Origin of the sequence: Flavobacterium sp., assembly GCF_027484945.1 — a bacterium.
Taxonomy (GTDB): Bacteria; Bacteroidota; Bacteroidia; order Flavobacteriales; family Flavobacteriaceae; genus Flavobacterium.
On sequence record NZ_JAIXRZ010000062.1, the window covers coordinates 1 to 23,115 of the forward strand.

Below are 23,115 nucleotides of genomic sequence, written 5' to 3' on the forward strand. Positions count from 1 at the left end.
AGTAGCTGTACCACAATTGTCAGTAGCTGTTAGCGTAGCAGCCGCAGGAACGTTATTACATTCCACAGTTACATTTGCCGGTGTTGATTCTACAAACGAAGGAGCTATAGTATCTTGAATAGTAAATGTAGCTGAAGTAGTAGCGGTATTTCCACATAAATCGGTTGCAGTAAATACGACAGTAATCGCTGTAGAACAATCCAAATTTGATGTATTGAAGTTGTTTGTCCAAGTGACAGCGCCACAAGCATCAACAGCCGTTGCTCCACCATTGTTATTTAACCAATCTTGTAAATTTGAGGCATTATCTGCTACATCACATTGAATAGTATGACTAACGGCTGGATTCGTAATCACCGGCGCTGTAGTATCTTGTACAGTTACCACTTGAGTCGCTGTAGTGGAATTACCACAGGCGTCAGTTGCAGTCCAGGTGCGTGTTATAGTATAGTTGCTTGGACAATTGCCAGGGGTAGTTGTTTCATTAAATGTTACACTTGCTTTACTACAATTGTCGAATGCTGTTAATGTTGCAGCAGATGGTACATTTGAACAATCAACTGTAATATTAGCTGGTATCGATTGGACGAAAGAAGGAGCGGTAGTATCTTGTACTGTTACCACTTGAGTAACAATAGTCGTATTTCCACATACATCAGTCGCAGTCCATGTACGAGTTATTGTAAAATTACTAGGACAATTGCCAGGGGTAGTCGTTTCATTAAAAGAAACACTTACTTTGCCACAATTATCAATAGCTGTTAATGATTCGGCAACTGGAATAGCATTACATTCTACAGTAATAGTAGCAGGTACAGTTTGAACAAAAGTTGGAGCAATCGTATCTTGTACTGTAATAATTTGAGAAACGGTAGTGAAATTGCCACAAACATCGGTAGCAGTCCATGTTCGAGTTAACGTATAATTACTAGGGCAGTTACCCGTTGTAATCGATTCATTAAATGTTACGTTAGCATTTCCACAGTTATCGGTAGCTGTAAGTGTTGCTGCTGTAGGAACGTTGTTACATTCAACGGTAACATTTGCAGGAGCTGTACCTACAAACGATGGTGCCGTAGTATCTTGAACGGTTACTACTTGGGTAGCAGTTGCCGTATTACCACATGCGTCTGTTGCGATCCAGGTACGTGTTAAGGTATAGCTGTTTGGACAATTGCCTGCAGTAGTTATTTCATTAAACGATACAGTAACTTCTCCACAATTATCAGTTGCTGTTAATGAAGCTACTGAAGGAATGTTGTTACATTCAACGGTTACATCAACAGGTATCGATTTGAAAAATACTGGTGCCGTAGTATCTTGAACGGTTACTACTTGCGTTGCTGTTGTAGTATTGCCACAAGCATCAGTAGCGGTCCAAGTACGTGTCAATGAGTAATTTCCAGGACAATTCCCTGCAGTAGTTAATTCTGAAAATCCAACACTTACAAAACCACAATTATCAGTAGCCGTAAGTGTTACAGCTGAGGGTATAGCCTCACATGTTGTCGTAATATTTACTGGTAGCGCCTCGTTAAATTGCGGTGCTTGGGAATCAGATACTGTAATTGTAACGGTAGCTATATCACAGTTGGTTGGATTTAATAATTCACAAATTTGGTAAGTAATCGAATAAACACCACAGGCTAAAGTATTCGATAATTGAACAGATCCTGTCGAATTTAATGTTATATTTTGATTTGAAGTCGATACTAATGTCAAACTTACGGTTGATAAATTCACAGGCAGCCCGTTAAGTAAATCATTAGTTAGTACATTGCCCGTTAAATTTCCTGAGGTTGAACAATCGATGGAATAATTATCATCAATAGCGATTATTGGTGGAGCAGTAACGGTAATAAATACAATTGCTGTATCGCAATATTCAGGATACGTTAAATCACATATTTGATAAACCAACTCATAGGTTCCGGCAGGAGTATTTGGAGCAACAATTACACTAGTGCGCGATAATGAAATCCCAGGATTTGTAGATGAAATGAAGGAAATAGAAACTGTATTGGTTGTTGCGGGGTTATTATTATGCGTATCATTGTTGAGTACATTTGAAACAGCAACACCACCAGTTGCGCTACTAATTGGAGTCCCTTGGTCATCAACGGCATCAATTAATACAAGACATTGTGTTAAAGTAAAGGGAATATTACATCCTGTACTTCCAGGTGGTACTGCATAAAATTGAAAAGTCCCAGGTAATAAAGGTAATGGATTTTGTAATGAATATTGAATCGTTTGAGAAGTAATTGGATATTGATTATAAAAATTGGATCCTGCAGGGAAAAATCCAGCAATTTCAGAAATAGAAATGGTTGTATTGGTTGAACAATAATTGAAATTTCTAACACCTGTAAATCCTGAACAATTACTATTTACATAGTTCGTTCCATTAATGGTAATTGTAATATCTTGGGTAATTGGTTCATTTGAACAAGGTCCAGAATTTAGATATCCTTGAATCAACGGTTTATTCATTTCAGAATTTGTAATAGCTCCCGTTCCTGTCATATATCCGTTGATATTGATAATATTTGAACAACTGGGGTTACTTAAAATACTACAATCGGTTGTAGCTCTGAATTTAAAAGTAAGACGGGCGAGTAATTGATCTGGAGTTGTAGGAAGTGGTAATGTTCCAAAATCCCATACAATCGACCCAGTTGGACCTAAATTGGGGTTGAAAAAGATTTGGTTTGGCGAAGGTAAAGGTGTAAAAAAGATACTACCCGCTGCTGAATTGGCAACATAACTCGCATTGTAGGGAATAGGGATTATTATTTGTGTATTATTTACAGCTTCCGTTCCTAAGTTTTTTATATCAACTGAAAACGTCATTTCTTGATTGGGTTCAATTGAATAAGGGCCTGAAGTAACCGGTACATTATTTAATTGGGTAACGCTTAATATCCCTTCAGTTTCGGGTACATAAGCATCGACCGCTAATACAATATTAAAAATTGAATACACATCGCCACCACTACCGTATTGAAAGTTAGTGGTGGTTTGGTTATTGCCTATTATACTGTTGTTGATATTATTGAGATTGAACATCGCAATGTCAATACCTGTATTATTTACTAAGTTTGGAGTCCTTGTATTGCCTCCGGTAGCAATTGATGAGTTAAAAAAATTGGTTGCCGTATTTCCACTATGCGATAAAGTAGTGTAAGTAGCACTGGCGAGGTTTTGAATTCGGAAGAAATCACCCGTCAAGCTCACATCACCTTCAGAAGCCATAACGCCTAATTTAACCCCTACATTTCCAGTTTGCACCGTATTGAAACCCGATACAGGAAGGCTGTTTGTCGTAGATCCATTCATGTGAGCAAAACCATCAAAAATAGTAATGTCACGATTTTTCATTTTTGAGTTTTCATAAACCACTACAATACCCCAACCGCCAGAATAGCCTGTACCACCTCCATTTCCATCACGAAGTGCAAGGTCAGCAGCTGTATAACTACCTAAACCATTTTGACGAACATAATCGGTAATTTCTGTATATCCGGTATAGATATAATCACCATTATTGGAATTTGTAGCATAATAAATGTCGGAAGCAGTTGCTTGAAAAGTCGTATAACTGGTTGCAGCAGGACCGCGTAAAAGAACGGTGCGCTTATCAAATGTTTTCGTGTATGAAGTTCCTGCAATTGTTTTCGTTACCGTGAATGTATTTGTAGCATTACCCGATTGATTAGCACGTCCAGTCCAGTATAATCCAGCATATACAATTCGAGAACACGAAGGGATTGAACCATTTTCTGATGCAATGGATAACGTAGCTGAGGAAGAGTTGAACGTAGGACTGCCACCCAAACCGGTAATAGTATTACCATCAACATCAACATAAACCATAGTGTTGTTGTTGTTATTGGTCGTGTTGCTGTAATTTTGTAACGTCAAATTGGTGTTACCAATCATGGTAAAGTCACCTTTGATGTTATAAATTGTTTTAGCAGGGGTATACGAGGAGGTCCGCTGTGTAAAAGGAACATATACCTGAGCATGTAAACTACCCAATACTCCAAAAAGCATGAATAGCTGCAGGAGTAAAAATCGAGTTGGGTTGAACTTGAGTGACATATCGTTGTTTTTCATGGTATTCTACTTTTAAGTTCGGTTGCTAGTTTAAGACCCCATGTCGCTTTTGAAAACGACAATGTAATCTGAACCGGATGAAGTAACTACTTTAGAAATTTGTTGCAAAGTGTAGGGAAACGTTGCTAATATATATACATACTTTAACTTTGGAAATCCTGTTAAAGAGGCTAAATTAAGTGTATTAGTAATTTGAGATGAATTATCAATTCGTATTGTAATCAGTTCAATAGTTGCTTTTTCAAAATTAGCGTTCGGTAATTGTAAAAACCCATTGATGTCGGTATATAAATTGACTGGACTCGTACCATAGGTTTTTGCTTCATTGTTTTCAAAATAAACCGAAGATTGCACCTCATATACTAAATCGTTCAGACGAAGTTGATCGGAACCCTTAGAATTATTTAAATAATTATCCAAAAGTTGAATCGAAGTAACTTTAGAAGGAACAACTTGCTGCGCATGAACAATAGTTTGCATTGAAAAGAGAATGAGTATACCCCCAATTAAATTTCTCAAAAACGAATAGGAACCAATTGATTTATCCATGTTTAATTTATTAAGATTGAATAGGTTATCTAATTTGTGAAAACCGCTGTAAAGTTAACACTATTCAAAGTTATATTGATGTATTTTTTATGTTATTATTTTATCTATAAACTACACTAATATTCGACGTAATACCTTTTCCACTTTCAAATTAAATCTATATCGACAAATTTTATCAATTTATCGTATCAAATGATCGGTATTTTCGACTGCTTTGTATTAAAATTAACCTTGATTTAATAGCAAACTATAAACAATGCTTAATTTTAACAGTCCGAAAGTACCCCGTATTTTTTAATCAACAAAAAAATATATCGACAAAATGCATAAAAAACGGATAAAACAAATAAAAAATATAATTTAACATAAAATTTCTTACAAAAAATGACTTTATTCCTTTCTTTGGTTCGGCATGCAAAATCATCGTGGGTATTCCCAGTAGAAGATTTTCAAAGACCACTAGCTGAAATAGGTATTGAACGAGCGTTAAAACTGCAAAAAATAATTGAAGTCGAACTCGTAAAAGCGGATGTTATCTATTCGAGTTCTGCAGTTCGTGCAAAAGAAACAGCCTCTATATTACTCAAAGGACTCGATTTTGAGTACAGTAAGCTAAAGATAAGCCATGAGCTATACACTTTTGACTGCATCAATCTTGAAAAATTTGTTAAAAATCTCGATTCTTCTAATACCCATGTTTTTCTTTTGGGACATAATACGGCTATTACAGATTTTGTTAATAAATTTGGGGACCGATATATTGAAAATGTTCCTACATCGGGTTGGGTAACCCTTGCGTTTGAAGCCGAAAATTGGTATCAAATTCATTCTGGAAAAACAATCCGATTTCGTTCACATAGAGACAACTACCATGAATAATGATAATAGAAATAGTTTTATTGACCGCGAAAAAAGTTGGTTAACGTTTAATGCCCGAGTTCTTCAAGAAGCTGCTGACCCAACGGTTCCCTTACTTGACCGTTTTCGGTTTTTAGGAATTTTTTCAAATAATTTGGACGAATTTTTTAGAGTGCGTTTTGCAGCCATTCGCCGATTAAGTCTATCGGGACAAACCGGTGAAAAAATACTTGGCGGTATTACTGCTCAACAATTAGTTAAAGATATAACTGAAATCGTAATCAAGCAACAAACGGAAAGTTTACGTGTGCTAAATGCAATAGAAAAGCAATTGGAAAAAGAAAATATTCGCATTGTTAATGAAACCCAACTGCACCAAGAACATCAAAATTTTGTTCATGATTTTTTTATTCAAAGCGTTAGCCCTGAATTGGTTACGGTTATCTTAAACGATCTTGCAGAGTTCCCGCTTTTAAAAGATACTTCGGGTTATTTGGCCGTTAAATTGGTCATGCGAAAAGAAGAGAAACCAAAATTTTTCAATCGTGTTTTACCCAATGAAATTCGCTACGCAATCATCGAGATTCCTAAAAATATAAACCGTGTGGTGGTTTTGCCATCTATTGCAGATAAACAATACATTATGCTTTTGGATGATGTAATCCGCTACAATCTGAATTCTATTTTTAATGTATTTGATTACGAAAGTATTTCAGCGCACATGATCAAGATTACGCGTGATGCACAGCTTGATATCGATAGTGATTTAAATAAAAGTATGTTGCAAAAAATAGCCACCTCGGTTAAAGAACGCCGTGTGGGAGAGCCTGTTCGTTTTGTATATGATGCTACTATTGATAAAGACACGTTGAATTTCTTTTTAAATCGAATGGGTATTGATAAGTCGGATAGTATCATTCCCGGAGGACGTTACCATAATCGTCGGGATTATATGGACTTTCCTAATTTAGGACGATTTGATTTATTGTACCAAAAAAAGAAACCGCTTCCGGTTCCTGGATTATCTTTAGAAGGAAATGTGTTGTCTAAAATCGCCAAAAAAGACTACCTTGTTTATGCACCCTTTCAGTCGTTTGCGTATGTAATTAAATTCTTAAGGGAAGCTGCTTTAGATCCAAAAGTTACTTCGATTAAAATTACGTTGTATCGTTTGGCAAAAAATTCACAAATCATTAGTTCGTTAATAAATGCGGCTCGAAATGGAAAACGGGTTGTTGTACAAATAGAACTTCAGGCAAGATTTGATGAAGAAAGCAATATTTCCTATTCAGAAATGATGCAGCAAGAGGGAATCGAACTTATTTTTGGGATTAAAGGACTAAAAGTTCATAGTAAAATTTGTGTTGTTGAACGCATTGAAGATCAGAAAATTAAACGCTATGGGTTTATATCGACTGGGAATTTTAATGAGGCTTCGGCAAAAGTATATACTGATTTAACGTTGTTTACCTCTCATCAGCAAATTCTTAAAGATGTTGCTAAAATTTTTGAATTTTTTGATATAAACTACCGCTTACACCGCTACAAGCACTTAATTGTATCGCCTCATTATACGCGTAACCGCATGTATAAATTAATCGATCGTGAAATTCTCAATGCTGCATTAGGAAAACCCGCCTATATGGATTTGAAAATGAATTCGTTATCTGATTTTGAAATGATTGAAAAATTGTATGAAGCGAGTAACGCAGGTGTAAAGATTCGTTTACAAATACGTGGAATTTGCTCGTTAATCCCCGGAGTAAAAGGCATGAGTGAAAATATTGAAGCGATTAGTATAGTGGATAATTTACTTGAACATGCGCGTGTATTTATTTTTGGGAATGAAGGCAATCCCGATATTTACATTTCCTCAGCTGATTTTATGACACGTAATCTTGATGGAAGGGTAGAAGTGACCTGTCCAATTTATCAAGAGGACATTAAAAAAATTATAATCGATACGTTTGAAATTGGTTGGAAAGGTAACGTAAAGGCACGATTTCATTCGAACAAACTCGATAATCAATACCGTCAACGCAAATCTGACGAACCCGTTTTTCGTGCCCAATATGAAATGTACGATTACTTTAAAAATTTGTATGAAGATCAGTTGTTGCTATCCTAATAACACCCCAAATTTGTATGATTACTATTAAAAAATACGCAGCAATTGACATTGGTTCCAACGCGATGCGCTTGTTGATTACGAATATCGTCGAACAAGAGGGTAAAGAAACCCAATTTAATAAATCGGCTTTGATTCGCGTTCCCATTCGCTTAGGTCAAGATGCGTTTACCTCTGGAATTATTTCGGATGAAAATAAAATTCGTATGGCCGATGCGATGCTCGCTTTCCGCCTTTTAATGAAGGTCTATAAAGTAGAGCGTTACAAAGCATGTGCAACATCGGCAATGCGCGATGCGATTAATGGAAAGGAAATCACCCAATTTATCAAAGAGCAAGCCGAAATTGATATCGCAATTATCGATGGGAAAACAGAAGCCGCCATCATTGCTTCTTCAGATTTGCATGTGTTTATCGCATCGGCTCAAACCTATTTGTATATCGATGTGGGCGGTGGAAGCACCGAATTTTCTCTTTTCTCTGAAGGAAAAATGGTCGTTTCAAAATCGTTTCGCAATGGAACTGTTCGTTTGATTAATGATATGGTGTCAGCGGACACATGGATAGAAATCGAATCTTGGATTAAAGAAGTGTGTACTCCTTTTGAGGAAATTATCCTTATAGGATCAGGAGGAAATATCAATAAATTGTTCAAATTGTCTGGAAAATTACAAGATGAGCCCTTGTCTTATTTTTATTTAAATTCCCAATACCATTATTTAAATTCACTCACGTATGAACAGCGTATTGCTGAACTAGGTTTAAATACCGATCGCGCAGATGTAATTATTCCTGCAATTCGTATCTATCTTAATGCGATGAAATGGAGTAGGGCTCGTAAATTGTTTGTGCCTAAAATTGGTCTTTCGGATGGAATAGTTAAAGCCATGTATTACAATAAAATATAAATCGATAGTATGAAAAAATATTTTGGATTTCTTTGTTTTTTAGGATTGTTTTGGAGTTGTCAAGATTTAAAATCTCCTACGAATTATCATTTTGATTCGGCCAAAGGAATTAAAACAGGTGGGGTTCAAATAGTTGAAATTAAATCGGGTGAAAAAACGTTTAAAATTTGGACCAAACGTATTGGAAATAATCCAAAAATCAAGTTATTATTATTAAATGGTGGACCAGGCATGTCGCATGAATATTTTGAATGCTTCGATAGTTTTTTGCCCAATGCAGCCATTGAATATATCTATTATGATCAATTGGGCACTGGATTTTCTGACAATCCAAATGATACTACCTATTGGGATTTAAATCGTTATGTTGAAGAGGTAGAACAGGTTCGCAAAGCATTAGATTTAACAAACGATAATTTTTATGTATTGGGTCATTCTTGGGGAGGTATTTTAGCAATGCAATATGCTTTAAAATATCAATCCAATTTAAAGGGGTTAATTGTTTCAAATATGATGGCAAGTTGTCCAAAATATGGAGCGTATTCGAAAGTTTTGGAAAAACAAATGGACCCAAAAGTGTTGCAACAAATCCAAAAACTTGAAGCAGCAAAAGATTATACTAATCCGCAGTATATGAAACTATTAATGGAAAATTATTATAACCAACATATACTTCGATTACCTGTAAATCAGTGGCCAGAACCTGTTAACAGGGCATTTGGTCGTCTAAATTCGTCGCTATATATTACCATGCAAGGCCCCAGTGAGTTAGGTGTTTCTGGAAAGTTGGCCAACTGGGATGTAGCTGATCAATTAAAGAGTATACAGGTGCCAACCCTGGTAATAGGTGCGCGCTATGACACTATGGATCCTAAATACATGGAATGGATGGCCAATCAATTTCCAAACGGTTCTTTTTTATACTGCCCAAACGGGAGTCATATGGCACTTTATGATGATCAAGAAACGTATATGAACGGGCTCATCAATTTCTTGAAAACCGACCGTTAAAGTTCCAAATCAAAAAACTTTTTTAACAATTCAAGATTTGGATTAATTTCATTCAATCGATTGAATTTATCTTGGGGAGTAAAGGGAACTTTGCTTTTTACTTCTTCATTGACCTCAATTTCTAACGTGATTTCGTGGTTGTGTAATTTAGCACGTAAAAAGGCAACCAATTCGGGTTTCTCTTTTTCAAAATCCAATTTTGAACCTTCGTTAGGTAATGAATGAATAACCGTTGTGCCTTCAATTTTCGGGTCGTTGATACGCAATAAGGCTTCCATAATTTTATGCCCTTTGTCATTCAAACGATCGGCATATTTGTACCATTGTTCCAACAATTCGGTCGCTGTAAATTTTTCTGTAGGCAATTGCTTTGATTCCTCACGAAGATTGCTTTTTTGTTGTTCCATCAACTCTTTTCGTGCCCGTATACTCGAAAGGGATAAAACCGATACTTTACCTCCAGCTTCTTTTTCTACCAATTGATTCGTTGTTGGTTTTTCAGGAGTTATTGAAGTTGTGGGCTCCAATGTTTTTGAAACTGCAGGAGATTCATTCTCGGGAACTACAACAGCTGTTGCCTCGATAACAGGGGTTTGTTTTTTTTCCACCGGTTGATTAACAACGGTAATTGAATATCCCGAATTTCGAAAATACGTATGAGGAATTATGAAATTAACTTTTTTTTTTCTCCATCAAAGTCGATGGAGCACAATTGCATCAAGGTAAGTTCGACTAATAAGCGTTGGTTTTGAGAAGATTTAAACTTCAAGTCACAAGCATTAGCCATTTCCATTGCTTGTAATAAAAAAGAGAATTCACATTTTTGCGCTTGTTCACCATATAATTTTTGGGCATGCGCTCCAGCTTCTAACAAAGGAAGCGTTACTGGATTTTTGCAAACCATCAATTCTCGAAAATGCGATGCTAATCCTGTGATAAAATGGTGTCCGTCAAAGCCTTTAGAAAGAATGGTATTGTATTCAATAAGCGTTTGTGGAATATTGTGTGCCAAAATTAATTCGGTCATCGCAATATAGGTTTCAAAATCCAGTACATTGAGATTTTCAGTAACGGCTTGACGGGTTAAATTCTTTCCGCAAAACGAAACTATACGATCAAAGATTGACAAGGCATCTCGCATTGCACCATCAGCTTTTTGCGCAATAATATGCAATGCGTCATCTTCAAATTGAATCGCTTGATTGCGTGCTACTTCGGCCAAATGTTCTTTGGCATCTTTTACGGTAATACGTTTAAAATCAAAAATCTGACAACGCGATAAAATCGTCGGTATAATTTTGTGTTTTTCAGTAGTAGCTAAAATAAAAATGGCATGTTTAGGAGGCTCCTCTAAGGTCTTAAGAAAAGCATTAAACGCCGCCGTCGACAACATATGAACCTCATCAATAATATAGACTTTATATTGACCGGTTTGTGGTGGTATTCGCACTTGGTCAATCAAGTTGCGAATGTCATCTACAGAATTATTGGATGCGGCATCTAATTCAAATACGTTGAAGGCAAAATCTTCATTTGGGTCATCATAGCCCGGTTGGTTGATTTTACGTGCTAAAATTCGAGCACAAGTAGTTTTCCCAACTCCGCGAGGCCCTGTAAATAATAAGGCTTGTGCAAGATGATTGGTTTCTATAGCATTCAGTAAAGTATTGGTAATTGCCTGTTGACCCACAACATCTTTAAAGGTTTGCGGGCGGTATTTACGGGCAGATACTACAAACTGTTCCATAGTGAATAATTGGATATACAAATATAGTTTTTTTAAGAAATCTAGTGTAGGTTATAATTCCTTTTTCCCGAAAACTTATTCACAACGGTTACCTTCAATTTTTCGCTACAGGATTGGTTTTGACCCTTTTTAATTATTAAAATTCAACCGTTACAATTCCAAGTATTTAAATGTATCTTTGCAGTGCAGACCGCCTTATCGCTGTCCCGTTTTCGGGAGGGAGGAAAGTCCGGACACCAAAGAGTAGCATAGCGGGTAACGCCCGTCTCTTGTCTTTAGCGGCAAGAAGGACAAGTGCAACAGAAAGAATGTACAGTTCGGCTGTAGTGAAATCAGGTAAACTCTATGCGGTGCAATGCCATGTATACCGACAGTTAAGGGTTACTCGTCCGTTGTCGGGGGGTAGGCAGATGGATCTTGTTAGTAATAACAGGACTAGATAAATGATAAGGGTTCCGAGTATTCGGAATACAGAATCCGGCTTATAGGTCTGCTTTTTTATTCTTCTTCAGAATACGCAAAAAACGAAAAAACCGATGCTCCATAATTGCGATCAAACGAAAAGTTTTGGAGTTGTTCCATTTTAGTATTTTTAGAATGTTCCACTACTAAAACTCCTTCTTCATCCAACAAGTCTTGTACAAAAATTAATTCCACCAAACGGTGAAAATCCTTCTCGGCCATATCGTACGGTGGATCTGCAAAAATCACATCATAGTTTCCGCGGTGCCGCTCCAAAAATTTGAAAACATCACTTTTTATAGCCGTAATATTCAAGTCCAATTCGCGTGCCGTTTTTTTGATATAATTAACACAACCAAAATCCGCATCGATGCTCGTAATAGCTGCACATCCTCTCGAACCAAATTCATAACTTATATTTCCTGTTCCTGAAAATAAATCGAGGACTTTTAGTTCTGAAAAGTGAAATTGATTGTTTAAAATATTGAATAAGGATTCCTTACTCATATCTGTAGTTGGACGAACGGGTAAGTTTTTGGGTGCAGTTAAGCGCCGTCCTTTGTATTTGCCAGAAATGATTCTCACGCGTGCACAAGAATAAAATGATGACGGTTTTCCATTTCGGTGCGCCCATTGGTTATCATCGCAGTGGATAGAAAGTTTACGTTGCGAACGTAGGAATAAACCATGGAATATAAGGGATCCTCTTCATTGATGTTGCCCAATAAATCAATCGAAAACAATTCTGGATTCAAATGCAGTTGCTCTGCTGTGAACAAGATGTAGTAGATAAAATCTTCGGGTGTTTTATAGTCAAATGAATTATAGAATTGCAATTTTCGATTTTCAATAACAATAATTTCAAAATGACCGTTGTTCACATGGACAAACATTTTTCGATCCGCAGTATTTTTAGAGTAATCCAATAACTTTTGAACCAATAGTGTATGGGCATGTTGATAGTCAAACGTACCATATTGGTCGATAAAAAAGTTATTCATATTCACATAAGGAATATATACATTTTCCATCTCGTAATTGGGTATACTATCATAGGTGAAATAATCGGTTTCAAAAACCTTGGTATTGTACTGAAGATAGCTTCCAATAAAATCTTTATCAAACAAAGCACTCGGGACAAAGGTACAGAGGCCATTACAGTGAATAATTTTGATTTCATCATAGCGATTGCGTAATTCTGGATGATCATGGAAAACAACCGCAAATAAATCTTCAATTTTTGAACTGCGTTGGAACGAAGTGAAAGGAATGTCCTTTAATAGCACAATTTTATCCGTAATTCCATCAAAAACTGCAAACGACAAACCGCTCAGGGATACCTGAATAGCGAGACGTTTATATGTTTTTTCAATAATGTTTTGCATTGCGTTGGAGTGGAATGACAAACTTACGAAATATTGTTAATATAAGCTTGTGTTGATGTGCTTCAAATTCAAATCACCTCGACTATCTTTGTGGTTTGCATGAAAAACTTTTATCAGCATTTATACCATTCGTTTCCGTTTCAACCTACGTTGAAGCAGGAAGTTTTTTTTCAAAAAATTGCCCATTACATCACGGACTCCAATGATGATCGAATTTTTGTATTAAAAGGTTATGCTGGAACGGGTAAAACATCTGTAATTGCAACATTAGTGAATTGTTTGGCTGCGGTTAATTACAAATCGGTTTTGTTAGCACCAACGGGTCGAGCAGCGAAAGTTATTGCCAATTATTCTCAAAAACCGGCCTATACGATCCATAAAAAAATATATTTTCCAAAGAAGTCTGCTGCTGGTGTGACGTTTACGATACAGCAAAACAAACACAAAAACACGCTGTTTATTGTCGATGAGGCCTCAATGATTGCCGATCATGAGCATAGTTCAGGTAGTTCCCAAAACGGTTCGTTGTTGGATGATTTAATTTTCTATGTTTATAATAATCAACAATGTAAATTGATTCTTTTGGGCGATACGGCGCAATTGCCACCGGTTAACCGTATCGATTCACCCGCATTGAACACCGATACATTGGCCTTGCATTACGATAAAAAAGTCGATACGATTGAACTTGATGAAGTTATGCGTCAAGAGGAAAAATCGGGAATTTTATATAATGCAACACAGTTGCGTGAATTGTTATTAGATGATTTTTTTGAAGGATTTCAGTTCCAATTACGTGGATTTAAGGATATTATTCGATTGGAAGATGGCGATGAAATTCAAGATGCAATTAATAGTGCTTATGCTAATTTTTCGATTGAGGATACGGCTTTTATTGTTCGATCCAATAAACGCGCCAATCAATATAATGAACAGATTCGTGCGCGAATTCTCTTTAAGGAAAGTATGTTAGCTGCAGGTGATTTTCTCATGGTGGTCAAGAATAATTATTTTTGGTTGAATGAGACTGATGCTGCCGGATTTATAGCAAATGGGGATATTATAGAAGTGTTGGAAATTTACAGTTATAAATCGTTGTATGATTTTCAGTTCGCCCGCGTAAAAATTCGAATGGTCGATTATCCCGATCAATTGCCTTTTGAAACGGTCTTGATTTTGGATACGCTCAAAAGTGAAGCACCATCACTTACCTATGAACAAACCAATCGTTTGTATGAGGAAGTCTTGTTGGATTATGAGGATGAGCCATCAAAGTATAAAAAAATGGAAAAGTTGAAGCAGAATGAATACTTCAACGGACTCCAAGTAAAATTTTCTTATGCAATTACCTGTCATAAATCGCAAGGAGGGCAGTGGAATACCGTCTTTGTTGAACAGCCCTATATGCCCGAAGGGATGAATGCCGATTATGTCCGATGGTTATATACGGCAATGACCCGAGCAAAAGATCGGTTATATTTGATCGGATTTAAAAATGATTTTTTTGAGGAATAAAAAAAGCAGATCTACGGACCGACTTTTGGGATGATTTACTATTAAAATTATTCGTGCATGGTGTGATAGACATTCATCACATCATCATCTTCTTCAATTTTTTCCAACAACTTTTCGACATCGGCAACTTGTTCAGCGGTCAATTCTTTGGTTACCTGCGGGATACGTTCAAATCCAGAAGATAAAATTTCAATCCCTTCTGCTTCTAAATGTTTTTGAATCGAGCCAAAACTTTCAAAAGGGGCATACATTAATATACCGTCTTCATCTGCAAAGATTTCTTCAACGCCAAAATCGATCATCTCCAATTCCAATTCTTCAATATCTTGTCCGGTATTTGGGATGCGAAAATTACAAGTATGATCAAACATAAACTCGACTGATCCTTGTGTACCTAAGGTGCCATTACACTTATTAAAATAACTCCGGATATTGGCAACCGTTCGGTTGTTGTTGTCTGTTGCGGTTTCAATTAGAATCGCAATTCCATGCGGCGCATACCCTTCAAATAATACTTCTTTATAGTTAGCCGTGTCTTTATCGGATGCTTTTTTTATGGCGCGCTCAACATTTTCTTTGGGCATGTTTGCCGCTTTTGCATTTTGCATTACCGCTCGCAATCGTGCATTCGATTCCGGATTTGGACCTCCCTCTTTTACAGCAATTACAATGTCTTTTCCAATTCGAGTAAACGTTTTTGCCATTGCTGACCAACGTTTCATTTTACGGGCTTTTCTAAATTCAAACGCTCTTCCCATAGTTGCGATTATTTTGCAGTTTATGATTTTAATTACGTAAAGCAAAGGTAAACTTTTCGCTAGAAAAGTCAAAAACCGTAGTACGTCTTATTTCTTATAAAATGGCATTTTAACCACCTTAGCGGCTACTTGGTTGTTTCTGATTTTAATAAAGATTGGGCTATCAACAGTAGCAAATTCAGACTTTACATACCCCATACCAATTCCTTTTCCTAAAGTTGGTGCCATTGTGCCCGAAGTGACAATTCCAATGCTGTTCCCCTGTGCATCTACAATTTCATAATCATGCCGGGGAATACCACGATCCAACAACTCAAAACCAACTAATTTGCGCTGCACCCCATTTTCTTTTTGTGATTTTAATTCAGTACAGTTGGTAAATTCTTTGGTAAATTTGGTAATCCAACCCAGTCCAGCTTCAATAGGAGAGGTGTTGTCATTGATATCGTTACCATATAAACAAAAACCCATTTCTAACCGAAGGGTATCGCGCGCAGCAAGTCCTATCGGTTTAATTCCAAATGCAGCCCCAGCTTCAAATACTTTGGTCCACAATTGTTCAACGTCAGCGTTTTTACAATACAATTCAAAACCACCCGAGCCAGTATAACCAGTAGCCGAAATAATTACATCTTCAATTCCAGCAAATGTGCCTACTTTGAAATGGTAATACTGAATCGCTGCTAAATCTACAGAGGTTAGCGATTGCATCGCTTCAATGGCTTTTGGACCTTGAATTGCTAATAACGAATAGTCATCGGATAGATTTTGCATCGTTGCTCCGTTGGAGTTGTGTGAAGCAATCCAATTCCAGTCTTTTTCTATGTTAGAAGCATTTACAACTAATAAATAGTGTGTTTCTTCCAAGCGGTAAACAATCAAGTCGTCTACAATTCCTCCATTTTCATTAGGTAAACATGAATATTGTGCGCGACCGACCTCCAAAACTGAAGCGTCATTAGAAGTAACACGTTGTATTAATTCTAAAGCGTTCGGACCCGAAATTAAGAATTCACCCATGTGCGAAACATCAAAAACACCGACTCCATTTCGAACCGTTTCATGTTCGCTATTAACCCCTTCATATTGAACAGGCATGTTGTATCCGGCAAAAGGAACCATTTTTGCACCTAATTGCTCATGTATGTGTGATAAAGCAGTATTTTTCATTATATCGATGTTGGTTTGTGGCGCAAAAGTAAGAAATAAAGAAACAACAGCAATTAAAATTCAGTTTCAAATTTGCTAGAAGTCAAACACCAATAAGGCTTCAAAAACACGAAACATTTCCTATCTTCGCTCTATGAAATCATCCATTATTTGCGTTGGTGCTACTCTCGTCGATGAAATTTATTTCAGTCAGTCCCCAATGGTACTAGAAACTTCGAATCCAGCAAAAGGCACGATGCGTTTTGGAGGTGTAATGGCCAATGTAGCGCGTCATCTCGCAGCATTAAAAATTCCGAATACATTGATCACCGCTTTAGGAGATGATGCATATGGAAATGAAATTTATCATCATTTTAAAGCTTCTGTATCCCCATATGATAGAACACTTGAAAACTAAATTTTATCCATGAATTCCTTTCTCCAATTAAGTCCAGAAGTTGCCGACGCAATCGCAACAAACAAACCTATTGTTGCCTTAGAATCCACTATTATTTCCCATGGTATGCCTTGGCCTCAAAATGCTCAGACCGCAAAAGCAGTAGAAGGAGTTGTTCGCGCTCATGGTGCTGTGCCGGCTACTATTGCAATTCGCAATGGCTATTGCCGTGTAGGATTGTCTGATACTGAACTTGATGATTTTGCACAATCTTCAGGAGTGTGGAAAGTTAGTCTTCGCGATATGCCCTATGTGATTGCACAAAAAATAGACGGTGCTACAACAGTGGCTACAACCATGCATATTGCGGCTATGGCTGGTATTTCAATTTTTGCAACGGGAGGTATTGGTGGTGTCCATCGTGGTGCAACCACAACCATGGATATCTCTGCTGATTTAACAGCGATGAGTCGCACCAATGTTGCCATAGTTGCAGCGGGTGTAAAATCGATATTGGATATTGGTTTAACTTTAGAATATTTAGAAACTTTAGGGGTGCCGGTTGTTACATACGGCCAATCTGAGTTTCCAAGTTTCTACTCATCAAAGAGTGGTTTTCAATCGCCTATGAGTGAAAATTCTATTACTGGATTAGCCCAAATGCTTAAAGTGAAATGGGGTTTAGCTTTAGAGGGTTCGGTTCTTATTGCTAATCCAGTTCCACAGGCCTATGAGATGCCAATGGAAGCAGTTGAAACACATATTTTGGAAGCATTAAATACGGCAAATACGATGGGAATTAAAGGTAAAGAGGTTACTCCCTTTATTTTAAAACATATTGCCGAACATACCCAAGGGGAGAGTTTAGAAGCAAATATTGCATTAATAAAAAATAATGCAAAACTGGCCGCTGAACTGGCAGTTGCCTATTCGAAACTTTAAGGAGGCTTATTTAGTATTAAAAAGTTGTTATTTATTTTAAATCGTCCTCTTTAAGCCAAAAAACATTTGTAATTTTGCCCTAGAATTGATAAAACACTTTAGAAAATTAGAACGATATGAGTCAGTTTGATGTTACTATAATTGGATCCGGTCCTGGAGGATATGTGGCGGCAATCCGATGTGCACAGTTAGGTTTTAAAACCGCAATTATTGAAAAATACAGCACCTTAGGAGGGACTTGTTTAAATGTAGGTTGTATTCCCTCGAAGGCTTTATTAGCTTCTTCCCATCATTTTGAAGAATTGCAACATTTTGCTGATCATGGAATTGAAGTAAGTGGTGCTATTTCGGTTAATCTTGCAAAAATGATTGAACGAAAACAACAAGTAGTCGAGCAAACGTGTGGCGGTATTAAATTCTTGATGGATAAAAATAAAATTACCGTTTTTGAAGGTGTGGGCTCTTTTGTGGATGCAACCCATATTAATGTTGCAAAAAAAGATGGTTCAAATTCTGTATTGGAATCCAAGTATACAATAATCGCTACAGGATCTAAACCTGCAACATTACCGTTTATTTCGATTGATAAAGAACGTATCATCACTTCTACTGAAGCATTGAAATTAAACGAGATTCCAAAACATTTAGTAATTATTGGGGGTGGAGTTATCGGTATCGAATTGGGACAAGTGTATTTGCGATTGGGAGCTCAGGTTTCTGTTGTAGAGTATTTGGATCGAATTATTCCTAGTATGGATGCAGGTTTATCCAAAGAATTAACTAAAGTCTTGAAAAAGCAAGGCATGAAGTTTTACACTTCGCATAAAGTAAAAGAAGTTACCCGAAAAGGAAAGGCTGTAACGGTTAAAGCAGATGATGCTAAAGGAAATGAATTGGTACTCGAGGGCGATTACTGTTTAGTTGCAGTGGGTCGTCGTCCCTATACAGATGGATTAAATGCAGAAGCGGCCGGTGTTAAAATTACCGAACGTGGTCAAGTAGAAGTCAATGATCATTTGCAAACTACCGCTGCTAATATCTATGCTATAGGTGATGTTGTGCGAGGAGCAATGTTGGCTCACAAGGCAGAAGAAGAAGGAGTAATGGTGGCTGAATATTTGGCGGGTCAACGTCCACATATTGACTATAATTTAATTCCAGGTGTGGTATATACCTGGCCTGAAGTGGCTGGTGTAGGAAAAACGGAAGAGCAATTGAAAGAAGCTGGAGTTGCCTATAAAGCAGGAAGTTTTCCTTTCAAAGCATTGGGTCGCGCACGCGCTAGCGCTGATTTAGACGGTTTTGTAAAGGTATTAGCCGATGCAAAAACCGATGAGATTTTAGGTATGCACATGATTGGTGCCCGTTGTGCCGACCTTATAGCTGAAGCGGTTATAGCGATGGAATTCCGTGCTTCAGCAGAAGATTTAACGCGAATGTCACATGCGCATCCAACCTTTGCTGAGGCGATAAAAGAAGCGGCATTGGCTGCTACCGAAAATCGAGCTCTACATGTGTAAACATAAAAAAAATCCCGCTTTTAGCGGGATTTTTATTGCTAATTCCTTTAAAAAAATTAATTGACAGAATCACAAATCGTATCAACCATTTCTTTTGTCATGGGTTTGTTTAAATAATTTTTAACGATAGGATATTTTTTAGCACGCTCAATATCATCATAATTGGCAGAGGATGTCATAATATAAATGCTAACATTTTCATTAAATGCCTTTGGGTTTTGTTGAATTTGATCTAAAAATCCAAATCCATTAAGAACAGGCATATTCAAATCTAAAAAGACAACAATTTTCTTATCAATTTGCTCAAGCATTCCTGTTAATTTTTTTAGCGCAATTGTTGCATCATTATACAACGCTATAGAGGAAGTACATTTACCTAAATCCAAATACATTTTCCCAAGACGTAAAAAAATATCGTCGTCGTCAATAACAAAAAAGTTGGTGTTTTTCATTTTAAGCCATTTGCTGATTAGGCAAAGATAAGGTAAAAGTAGTTCCAATTCCTTTTTTTGAAATAACCGATACGGTTCCGTTTAAAAATCGAACCATTTCTTTTATAACGTACAATCCGATACCATTTCCTTGAGATTTTACTGAAGCCCTGTAAAATAATTTAAAGATGTCTTTTAAGTTTTTCTCGTCAATTCCTTCTCCGTTGTCGCTAATTTCAATAACTAAATCATCGGACTTAACATGGATTTTAATTGCAATAAATGAATTGTTTTCTGGTTTAGAATATTTAATTGCATTAGAAATTAAATTATTCAGGATTGTGCGAATTCTAAAAGAATCTGAAACCATAGGGGAATCTTCAATAATCGTTAAATTTAAGGGAATATTGGACTGATAAATAATTTGATAATTGGAATAGATCTCTTCAATCAAAGCTGTTATATCAATTTTAGATAATTTTAGTTCGATTTTGTCATTCTTGGTCAGTTCGTTTAAATGGATAATCGTTCGGTCTAATTTTTTTAGCGTATGCAAAACATCGGGAAGATTTTCATGTACTAATGAATCGGGTAGTTGAAGTAACCCAATACTTGCTAAAAGGGGTGCCCTAAAATCATGTGTTATTGCATAAATAATCGAATCCAACCGTTCGTTGATTTTTTCCAACGTTTCATTTTTTTGCTTTAAATCTGCAATCATTTTGTTAGAGTCTTCCATTGATAATAGATTTTGATTCATCATCAAAATAGTATCAATAGCGGTATCGTGTAGTGCAAAATCAGTGACGACTAAGTTGTTTTCATTCATATTTTCCATGGCCATTAACCATGGAGATCCACAAAACCAAAGTTCATCATCCAACTCATGATGAATAATAAATTGTCCCTTAAAGCGAAGGGTGTTTGGACTGTTTTTTAATTCAATAATAAATACTTGATTGCTAAATTCAACAATCGAATCAAACGAATACGTAACCCCGAAATTTGGTCGAATAAATCGGAAATAGGTTTCAAAAGAACCTTCCGCACTCAATAATTTTTCCATACTAGGTCCGCGCTCAATGATCAACAAATCACGATCGAGACGTAAAAAAAATGGAAATAGTTTTTTGAGTGTTTGCATATGCTAATCAAAAAGATTTAAAAAATAATTTCAAATACATTTTTGTGATAGTCATCTTCGTTTCCTATTTCGATCATTGTAATCGTACATTCGGAGTCAAAGAAGATTTTTAATCCTTCTAATATACCTGTAACAAAAGGGTATAAGCCAGGTCGTTTCGAATAATAATTTAAATGAATCGTAGTTTCATTCAGTTGATTTACTTTGAATTCTGGGGGTACAATATTTGGGTAATAAAGCATTACACGACTGTGAAAATTCGGAAGTTGAATTAAAAATTCCCGTAAATCATTTCCAACTGATCGTAATAAAACCTCATACTTCTGTTTGGCAATGGTTAATACCCAGTATTTACCAAATTCAAATAAAATATCGTTTAGATCAATGTTTAATATTTTCGAGGCGTTGATCGCCAAATCATAGGTAATACTATCCGAATAGTTTTGATTGTTGTAGAAGGTGGTATCTTGGCAGTTTGCTGCAATTCGAATTTCTTCCCATGCGTCATTTCCAAAACGTTCAATGATTAATCCTTCTATCGCTTGATTAACAACTCCATGCATAATTGAATGATTTTTCTTAAAATTAAATTAAATTAATCGAATAACCTAATTTTAGTATGATTATTTAAGTAAACAAATGTTAAAATATAAAAAATGCAGGATTTTTGTTAAATTGTTAAACTGCTATTTGGCGTAATTGTCTGAAAATTAGACAGCGAAACAATTTATGTTGTGTACTATAAATTAATAGGAGTTAAGCAACTAGTTTTTTATTTGAAGTTCTTGCGTGGGTCGATTGTTCCAATTGCGCTCCAATTGCTCTAAAAGCAAAAAATACTGTGAGCCTGCAGATGCATTATCGGCGACTACTTTACACCACGTTTTAAATGGTTCTTCCTTCTTTTGAAGGTAAAAATAATACGCCATACTCGCGCCGATCTCACTTTTTAAATTCGCATCTTGTGTTCGCTCTAAACATTGCTGATACGTTTTCTCTGCCATTGTAGTCATCCCCGAATTTAAAAACGCAAAGGCCAATTCTTTATAAAACAAAGGTTCGTTTGGGTTGTGTTCCATCGCTTTTGGAAGTAATGCGATGGTTAGGTCATATCGGCGTTGGCCATTGTAACAATAGGCTAATTGGATTTCGAGATCCGGGAAATGTGCTTGTTGTTGGTGCAATTGTTCTAAAAACGGTTGTGCGCGCTCAAATTCACGATCATCATTTAGATATTTACCCGTTAAAAAAAGACGTTGTTCGGACGTGTATTGATAATAAGCTACACTATTGGGTTGAATTGGAAGGTTCAATAGTGCACAATGCTCATTGTTGAGTTCGGCCAACTTAAAATTGTAAGCTCTACCTAATCGGATGCGATGCAATTCATTGGTGTCAATACCATCTGAAATCAATTCATTGTTGGGTCCAAAGTGAAAGCTTTTTTCGTAATGTGCAAAAATTCCTTCTTTGGGGTCTAAATAAATATATGCAGCAACAAAGCTACCGTTAGTTTTTAAAGAAGGGAAGGCTACATGCCGGTTTACTAAATCGGCATAATGCTTATCAAACACTAAAGAAGGTGTTTGCTGTGAATACAAATTTTGGATTACTGTTATAAAAAAAAGAGCAATTAGTTTCTTCATGGTTGAAATGAAAACAATTCACGGTAATGCGCGCGCTGCTGAAAAAGTAGAAATAGATTGGCGCCCAATACAAAAAAGGCAATAGCAAGATTGGCGCGATCAATACAAAGATGGATAAAAAAGATATTTATTGCTATTGGAAATAACACTAAGGGAACTAAACGGGGAAATTTATTGCTAAGTAAAAATAGGCCACAAATCAATTCTAAACTTTTTACCAATGGATAAAGGTAGCTGGAGGCAATAAACCCTGCATTCAATGTTGCTATTGCTCTATTCGGCTCCTCCGTACTCGATAAATTAAAAAAGTAGGCAATCGATGCAAACACCATTAAGCCTCCATAAAGCATACGAATAACAATTCCCGTAATTTTCATAATTAAGTGCAATTGGTTTCTTCAAAAGTATAAAAAAATAGATAATCTCAATACTCATTTTTGGTTTTA

Annotated in this window: 21 protein-coding genes and 1 other RNA gene; 9 read left to right on the plus strand and 13 right to left on the minus strand. The window is 36.4% G+C overall.

Annotated elements, in window-relative coordinates; genetic code table 11:
• Together Q0039_RS08505 and Q0039_RS08510 are read right to left on the minus strand one after the other, a co-directional pair.
• A partial coding sequence (locus Q0039_RS08505) for a hypothetical protein (RefSeq protein WP_297511644.1) occupies positions 1 to 4,119 on the minus strand: 4,119 nt, incomplete at its 3' end.
• A 30-nt stretch (positions 4,120 to 4,149) separates the two neighbouring features.
• On the minus strand, positions 4,150 to 4,668 hold the full coding sequence (locus Q0039_RS08510) for a hypothetical protein (protein WP_297511646.1): 519 nt from the start codon (positions 4,666 to 4,668) through the stop codon (positions 4,150 to 4,152).
• A 384-nt stretch (positions 4,669 to 5,052) separates the two neighbouring features.
• Here Q0039_RS08510 and Q0039_RS08515 point away from each other — a divergent pair, with 384 nt between their 5' ends.
• The 4 genes from Q0039_RS08515 to Q0039_RS08530 are packed head-to-tail and all read left to right on the plus strand — an operon-like array spanning position 5,053 to position 9,573.
• Positions 5,053 to 5,547 carry a histidine phosphatase family protein gene (locus Q0039_RS08515; RefSeq protein ID WP_297511648.1) on the plus strand — a complete coding sequence of 165 codons (495 nt, stop codon included), beginning with the start codon at positions 5,053 to 5,055 and terminating at the stop codon, positions 5,545 to 5,547.
• Positions 5,540 to 7,654: a polyphosphate kinase 1 gene (ppk1, locus tag Q0039_RS08520; RefSeq protein ID WP_297511650.1), complete on the plus strand. Its 2,115-nt coding sequence runs from the start codon at positions 5,540 to 5,542 to the stop codon at positions 7,652 to 7,654. The genes Q0039_RS08515 and ppk1 overlap by 8 nt, the downstream gene beginning before the upstream one ends.
• Before the next feature lie 17 nt (positions 7,655 to 7,671).
• Positions 7,672 to 8,562 (plus strand): rod shape-determining protein, encoded by an 891-nt coding sequence (locus Q0039_RS08525; protein WP_297511652.1) that lies wholly within the window; start codon positions 7,672 to 7,674, stop codon positions 8,560 to 8,562.
• Positions 8,563 to 8,571: 9 nt separating this feature from the next.
• Positions 8,572 to 9,573 (plus strand): proline iminopeptidase-family hydrolase, encoded by a 1,002-nt coding sequence (locus Q0039_RS08530; RefSeq protein WP_297511654.1) that lies wholly within the window; start codon positions 8,572 to 8,574, stop codon positions 9,571 to 9,573.
• On the opposite strand, the gene Q0039_RS08535 is transcribed toward Q0039_RS08530, so the two are convergent.
• On the minus strand, positions 9,570 to 10,181 hold the full coding sequence (locus Q0039_RS08535; protein ID WP_297511656.1) for a DNA polymerase III subunit gamma/tau: 612 nt from the start codon (positions 10,179 to 10,181) through the stop codon (positions 9,570 to 9,572). The genes Q0039_RS08530 and Q0039_RS08535 overlap by 4 nt on opposite strands.
• A 56-nt stretch (positions 10,182 to 10,237) precedes the next feature.
• Positions 10,238 to 11,320, minus strand: a complete 1,083-nt coding sequence (gene dnaX, locus Q0039_RS08540; RefSeq protein WP_297511659.1) for a DNA polymerase III subunit gamma/tau — start codon at positions 11,318 to 11,320, stop codon at positions 10,238 to 10,240.
• Between the two features lie 182 nt (positions 11,321 to 11,502).
• Between dnaX and rnpB the strand changes: the two genes are divergently transcribed.
• Positions 11,503 to 11,821: RNase P RNA component class A (gene rnpB / locus Q0039_RS08545), an RNA gene on the plus strand.
• Here rnpB and rsmD read toward each other — a convergent pair.
• Positions 11,819 to 12,367, minus strand: a complete 549-nt coding sequence (gene rsmD, locus Q0039_RS08550) for a 16S rRNA (guanine(966)-N(2))-methyltransferase RsmD (RefSeq protein ID WP_297511661.1) — start codon at positions 12,365 to 12,367, stop codon at positions 11,819 to 11,821. The two genes, rnpB and rsmD, sit on opposite strands and share 3 nt — an antisense overlap.
• A complete protein-coding gene (locus Q0039_RS08555; protein WP_297511664.1) occupies positions 12,364 to 13,167 on the minus strand; it encodes a DUF3822 family protein in 804 nt (267 codons plus the stop codon). The genes rsmD and Q0039_RS08555 overlap by 4 nt, the downstream gene beginning before the upstream one ends.
• Positions 13,168 to 13,266: 99 nt before the next feature.
• Here Q0039_RS08555 and Q0039_RS08560 point away from each other — a divergent pair, with 99 nt between their 5' ends.
• On the plus strand, positions 13,267 to 14,682 hold the full coding sequence (locus Q0039_RS08560; protein WP_297511666.1) for an AAA family ATPase: 1,416 nt from the start codon (positions 13,267 to 13,269) through the stop codon (positions 14,680 to 14,682).
• A gap of 47 nt (positions 14,683 to 14,729) precedes the next feature.
• Here Q0039_RS08560 and Q0039_RS08565 read toward each other — a convergent pair whose 3' ends face one another.
• A complete protein-coding gene (locus Q0039_RS08565; protein ID WP_297511668.1) occupies positions 14,730 to 15,440 on the minus strand; it encodes a YebC/PmpR family DNA-binding transcriptional regulator in 711 nt (236 codons plus the stop codon).
• Between the two features lie 87 nt (positions 15,441 to 15,527).
• A complete protein-coding gene (gene gcvT / locus Q0039_RS08570) occupies positions 15,528 to 16,610 on the minus strand; it encodes a glycine cleavage system aminomethyltransferase GcvT (RefSeq protein WP_297511670.1) in 1,083 nt (360 codons plus the stop codon).
• Between the two features lie 133 nt (positions 16,611 to 16,743).
• Between gcvT and Q0039_RS08575 the strand changes: the two genes are divergently transcribed.
• The 3 genes from Q0039_RS08575 (at position 16,744) to lpdA (ending at position 19,448) form a co-directional block, all read left to right on the plus strand.
• A complete protein-coding gene (locus Q0039_RS08575) occupies positions 16,744 to 17,007 on the plus strand; it encodes a PfkB family carbohydrate kinase (RefSeq protein WP_297511672.1) in 264 nt (87 codons plus the stop codon).
• Positions 17,008 to 17,016: 9 nt separating this feature from the next.
• Positions 17,017 to 17,928: a pseudouridine-5'-phosphate glycosidase gene (locus Q0039_RS08580; RefSeq protein ID WP_297511674.1), complete on the plus strand. Its 912-nt coding sequence runs from the start codon at positions 17,017 to 17,019 to the stop codon at positions 17,926 to 17,928.
• A gap of 116 nt (positions 17,929 to 18,044) precedes the next feature.
• Positions 18,045 to 19,448, plus strand: a complete 1,404-nt coding sequence (gene lpdA / locus Q0039_RS08585) for a dihydrolipoyl dehydrogenase (protein WP_297511676.1) — start codon at positions 18,045 to 18,047, stop codon at positions 19,446 to 19,448.
• Between the two features lie 56 nt (positions 19,449 to 19,504).
• On the opposite strand, the gene Q0039_RS08590 is transcribed toward lpdA, so the two are convergent.
• From Q0039_RS08590 to Q0039_RS08610, 5 genes are all read right to left on the minus strand, one after another.
• Positions 19,505 to 19,900 carry a response regulator gene (locus tag Q0039_RS08590; RefSeq protein ID WP_297511678.1) on the minus strand — a complete coding sequence of 132 codons (396 nt, stop codon included), beginning with the start codon at positions 19,898 to 19,900 and terminating at the stop codon, positions 19,505 to 19,507.
• A gap of 1 nt (position 19,901) precedes the next feature.
• Positions 19,902 to 21,023 (minus strand): ATP-binding protein, encoded by a 1,122-nt coding sequence (locus tag Q0039_RS08595; protein ID WP_297511679.1) that lies wholly within the window; start codon positions 21,021 to 21,023, stop codon positions 19,902 to 19,904.
• 17 nt (positions 21,024 to 21,040) lie between these two features.
• Complete coding sequence (locus Q0039_RS08600) at positions 21,041 to 21,586, minus strand: heme NO-binding domain-containing protein (protein ID WP_297511681.1); 546 nt, start codon at positions 21,584 to 21,586, stop codon at positions 21,041 to 21,043.
• A gap of 201 nt (positions 21,587 to 21,787) precedes the next feature.
• On the minus strand, positions 21,788 to 22,669 hold the full coding sequence (locus Q0039_RS08605) for a tetratricopeptide repeat protein (RefSeq protein ID WP_297511683.1): 882 nt from the start codon (positions 22,667 to 22,669) through the stop codon (positions 21,788 to 21,790).
• The gene (locus Q0039_RS08610) at positions 22,666 to 23,046 is read right to left on the minus strand and encodes a DoxX family membrane protein (RefSeq protein WP_297511685.1); all 381 of its coding nucleotides are present in this window, start codon (positions 23,044 to 23,046) and stop codon (positions 22,666 to 22,668) included. Before Q0039_RS08610 ends, Q0039_RS08605 begins: the two co-directional genes overlap by 4 nt.
• Positions 23,047 to 23,115: the final 69 nt, after the last annotated feature.

Coding starts and splice junctions, on each gene's coding strand:
- Q0039_RS08515 (WP_297511648.1), top strand. CDS start 5,053: ATGACTTTATTCCTTTCTTTGGTTCGGCATGCAAAATCATCGTGGGTA.
- gcvT (WP_297511670.1), bottom strand. CDS start 16,610: ATGAAAAATACTGCTTTATCACACATACATGAGCAATTAGGTGCAAAA.
- Q0039_RS08565 (WP_297511668.1), bottom strand. CDS start 15,440: ATGGGAAGAGCGTTTGAATTTAGAAAAGCCCGTAAAATGAAACGTTGG.
- Q0039_RS08600 (WP_297511681.1), bottom strand. CDS start 21,586: ATGCATGGAGTTGTTAATCAAGCGATAGAAGGATTAATCATTGAACGT.
- Q0039_RS08595 (WP_297511679.1), bottom strand. CDS start 21,023: ATGCAAACACTCAAAAAACTATTTCCATTTTTTTTACGTCTCGATCGT.
- Q0039_RS08575 (WP_297511672.1), top strand. CDS start 16,744: ATGAAATCATCCATTATTTGCGTTGGTGCTACTCTCGTCGATGAAATT.
- Q0039_RS08555 (WP_297511664.1), bottom strand. CDS start 13,167: ATGCAAAACATTATTGAAAAAACATATAAACGTCTCGCTATTCAGGTA.
- ppk1 (WP_297511650.1), top strand. CDS start 5,540: ATGAATAATGATAATAGAAATAGTTTTATTGACCGCGAAAAAAGTTGG.
- Q0039_RS08610 (WP_297511685.1), bottom strand. CDS start 23,046: ATGAAAATTACGGGAATTGTTATTCGTATGCTTTATGGAGGCTTAATG.
- Q0039_RS08560 (WP_297511666.1), top strand. CDS start 13,267: ATGAAAAACTTTTATCAGCATTTATACCATTCGTTTCCGTTTCAACCT.
- Q0039_RS08525 (WP_297511652.1), top strand. CDS start 7,672: ATGATTACTATTAAAAAATACGCAGCAATTGACATTGGTTCCAACGCG.
- Q0039_RS08530 (WP_297511654.1), top strand. CDS start 8,572: ATGAAAAAATATTTTGGATTTCTTTGTTTTTTAGGATTGTTTTGGAGT.
- Q0039_RS08510 (WP_297511646.1), bottom strand. CDS start 4,668: ATGGATAAATCAATTGGTTCCTATTCGTTTTTGAGAAATTTAATTGGG.
- dnaX (WP_297511659.1), bottom strand. CDS start 11,320: ATGGAACAGTTTGTAGTATCTGCCCGTAAATACCGCCCGCAAACCTTT.
- Q0039_RS08590 (WP_297511678.1), bottom strand. CDS start 19,900: ATGAAAAACACCAACTTTTTTGTTATTGACGACGACGATATTTTTTTA.
- lpdA (WP_297511676.1), top strand. CDS start 18,045: ATGAGTCAGTTTGATGTTACTATAATTGGATCCGGTCCTGGAGGATAT.
- Q0039_RS08580 (WP_297511674.1), top strand. CDS start 17,017: ATGAATTCCTTTCTCCAATTAAGTCCAGAAGTTGCCGACGCAATCGCA.
- Q0039_RS08605 (WP_297511683.1), bottom strand. CDS start 22,669: ATGAAGAAACTAATTGCTCTTTTTTTTATAACAGTAATCCAAAATTTG.